Origin of the sequence: Mesorhizobium sp. M7A.F.Ca.US.005.03.2.1 (genome assembly GCF_003997795.1) — a bacterium.
Taxonomy (GTDB): domain Bacteria; phylum Pseudomonadota; class Alphaproteobacteria; order Rhizobiales; family Rhizobiaceae; genus Mesorhizobium; species Mesorhizobium ciceri.
This window is the reverse complement of record NZ_RZRP01000730.1, coordinates 1-3,217: the sequence shown is the minus strand read 5'-3', so window position 1 is coordinate 3,217 and position 3,217 is coordinate 1. Positions and strand designations below refer to the sequence as shown.

The following is a 3,217-nucleotide window of genomic DNA, read 5'->3' as shown; positions in this document are numbered from 1 at the left end:
GGCCTACACGCCAACTCAGAACATCGAGGTTCGACTTGGGGGCGCGGTGGGAGTGCTGACCAGTGGATCGATCCATACGGCCGTAAACCCAGATGATGGCCTAACATATGACAATGGCTATACCGCGGACTTCGGCAACGACCTTGTCACGGCACTTTCAACATCATTGAAGGTCAAGTGGTAACGAATTGAAATTGCGCATGAAAGGCCGGGCACTGCCCGGCTTTTTTCGTTTGAGATCGCATTGCCCGCGATTGTCTCATCCAAGCTGCATTGCACGTAATCCAAACCGCTTGCGCCTCCTGCTATTGTGACGTTTTGGCAACACTTTCTGAACAACCCCTGCGGTAGAAGCTGGGCTGAGGAAATTGCCCATTTCCCGCCATAAACCCGGCGCACCTCGATCTTGTCTCGGGACACGCGCCAAAAGGCTCGGCGAGGGGGCAGGCCGCTCCGCCCCATTTGCAGGGAAGATGGGGCAAGGAAGAGTATGGACGCCAAAGTCATCTCCAAGGCTAAGCTCCCTAGCCGCTATGTGACCGTCGGTCCGGCGCGTGCGCCGCATCGTTCCTATCTCTATGCCATGGGTTTGTCGGCGGCCGAGATTGCGCAGCCGCTGGTCGGGGTCGCCTCCTGCTGGAACGAGGCGGCGCCCTGCAACATTTCGCTGATGCGCCAGGCGCAGGTGGTCAAGAAGGGCGTCGCGGCCGCCAGCGGCACGCCGCGCGAATTCTGCACCATCACCGTCACCGATGGCATCGCCATGGGTCACCAGGGCATGAAGTCGTCGTTGGTGTCGCGCGAGGTCATCGCCGATTCGGTCGAGCTCACCATGCGCGGCCATTGCTACGACGCGCTGGTTGGGCTCGCCGGCTGCGACAAGTCGCTGCCCGGCATGATGATGGCCATGGTGCGGCTCAACGTGCCGTCGATCTTCATCTATGGCGGTTCGATCCTGCCCGGCAGCTATCGCGGCCGCCAGATCACCGTGCAGGATGTTTTCGAGGCGGTCGGCCAGCACTCAGTCGGCACGATCAGCGATGACGAACTGCTTGAGATCGAGCAGGTCGCGTGTCCCTCGGCCGGTTCCTGCGGCGCCCAGTTCACCGCCAACACCATGGCGACCGTCGCCGAGGCGATCGGCCTGGCGCTGCCCTATTCCTGCGGCGCGCCGGCGCCCTATGAAATGCGCGACCGGTTCAATTTCGCCTCGGGCGAAAAGATCATGGAGCTGATCGCCAGAAATATCCGGCCGCGCGACATCGTCACGCTGAAGGCGCTGGAGAATGCGGCGACCGTGGTCTCGGCCACCGGCGGTTCGACCAACGCGGCACTGCATCTGCCGGCGATCGCGCACGAGGCCGGCATCAAGTTCGACCTGTTCGACGTGGCCAAGATCTTCGAGAAGACGCCTTACATCGCCGACCTCAAGCCGGGCGGCAAATATGTCGCCAAGGACATGTTCGAGGCCGGCGGCATTCCGCTGCTGATGAAGACCCTGCTCGACCACGGCTATCTGCATGGCGATTGCATGACGGTGACTGGCCGCACTTTGGCCGAAAACATGCAGCACGTTGTCTGGAATGAGCATCAGGATGTGGTCCGCCCGGCCAACAGACCCATTACCCAAACCGGCGGTGTCGTGGGCTTGAAGGGAAACCTGGCCCCCGAAGGCGCGATCGTGAAGGTCGCCGGCATGGCGGAGTTGAAATTCTCCGGTCCGGCCCGCTGCTTCGATTCGGAAGAGGAATGTTTCGAGGCGGTGACCCATCGCAACTACAGGGAGGGCGAGGTTCTCGTCATTCGCTACGAAGGACCGCGCGGCGGCCCCGGCATGCGCGAAATGCTGTCGACGACGGCAGCACTCTACGGCCAGGGCATGGGCGGCAAGGTGGCGCTGATCACCGACGGGCGCTTCTCGGGCGCGACGCGCGGTTTCTGCATCGGCCATGTCGGCCCCGAAGCAGCCGTGGGTGGCCCGATCGGACTGCTCAGGGATGGTGACGTGATCTCGATCGACGCGGTGAACGGCACGATCGATGTGGCGTTGTCCGATAGCGAACTGGCGGCGAGGGCAAAGACATGGAAGGCGCGCGCGACCGATTATCAGTCGGGCGCGATATGGAAATATGCACAGACGGTAGGGCCGGCGCGCGATGGCGCGGTGACCCATCCGGGCGGTGCGAAAGAAACACACTGTTATGCGGACATCTGAGTTGTTGAGGTCGTCTGTCTTTTCGGCACTGGTCGTGGCCGCCACGTTTGGCGCGACCTTTGGCGCCGTCGGCCAGGCCATGGCCTTCGACGACAAGGTGTTCGACGACAAGACCGGGGTGAAGCCGCAATCGAGCCCCTGGGCGGTCTTCCAGTTCGGCTTCTCCGCCTACAAGAACGGCCACAAGGAGCAGGCTGCCGAGGCCTACAAATACGCCGCCGAAAACGGCCAGATCGGCGCCACCTGGAAGCTTGCCCGCATGTATGCCGAGGGCGACGGCGTGGCGCGCGACGACTATGAGGCGTTCAAGTTCTTCTCCGAGATCGTCGACCAGGATGTCGAGCCCGGCTCGCCCGAGGAAAGCTATGTCTCCGATGCGCTGGTGGCGCTTGGCGACTATTTGCGCACGGGCATTCCCGGCAGCCCGGTCACCGAGAACGAGGTGGCGGCCCAGGAATACTACATGCGCGCGGCTGCCAACTACCGTAACCCGAACGCACAGTTCGAGATGGGGCAGATGTTCCTGAAGGGCGAGGGCGGGGTGAAGGCCAGTGTCAAGCAGGCCGGGCGCTGGTTCCAACTCGCCGCCGAGAAAGGCCATGCCGGCGCCCAGGCGACGCTGGGCCATCTGTTGTTCCAGAGCGGCAAGATCGTTCGCGGCCTGGCGATGATGACGGCAGCGCTCGAACGCGCTTCGCCGGCTGACCAGCCCTGGATCCGCGGCATGCAGGAAGAGGCATTTGCCACCGCGGGCGAGGCCGACCGTCGCACCGCCATCTCGCTGGCCGATGATATCCTCACCAAGGGCAACAACGCGGACCAGTAGTTTTGCTGGCGGCTGAACTGCCGATCTCCCCCACGAAGCGGGAGATTGCTCAGTTCGCGATCGGCTCCGTCGGCACCATGCTGGGCGCCGGCGTCGAGATCGGCGTGACATGGGGGTGTGGCGCCAGCGTGTTTTCCGGGCAGCTATCCCCGATCTTCGTCCACGAGGTGTTGTTG

2 protein-coding genes and 1 pseudogene are annotated in these 3,217 nt (G+C 63.1%); all 3 read left to right on the top strand.

Going from position 1 to position 3,217, the window contains the following annotated elements; translation table 11 throughout:
- Window positions 1-184, top strand: a pseudogene (locus EN991_RS40415) (transporter); the annotation flags it as partial.
- 306 nt (window positions 185-490) lie between these two features.
- Window positions 491-2,215, top strand: coding sequence for a dihydroxy-acid dehydratase (gene ilvD, locus EN991_RS29210; RefSeq protein ID WP_024503842.1), 1,725 nt, complete (start codon window positions 491-493; stop codon window positions 2,213-2,215).
- Window positions 2,202-3,041 carry a tetratricopeptide repeat protein gene (locus EN991_RS29205; protein WP_013531284.1) on the top strand — a complete coding sequence of 280 codons (840 nt, stop codon included), beginning with the start codon at window positions 2,202-2,204 and terminating at the stop codon, window positions 3,039-3,041. The genes ilvD and EN991_RS29205 overlap by 14 nt, the downstream gene beginning before the upstream one ends.
- Window positions 3,042-3,217 lie beyond the last annotated feature (176 nt).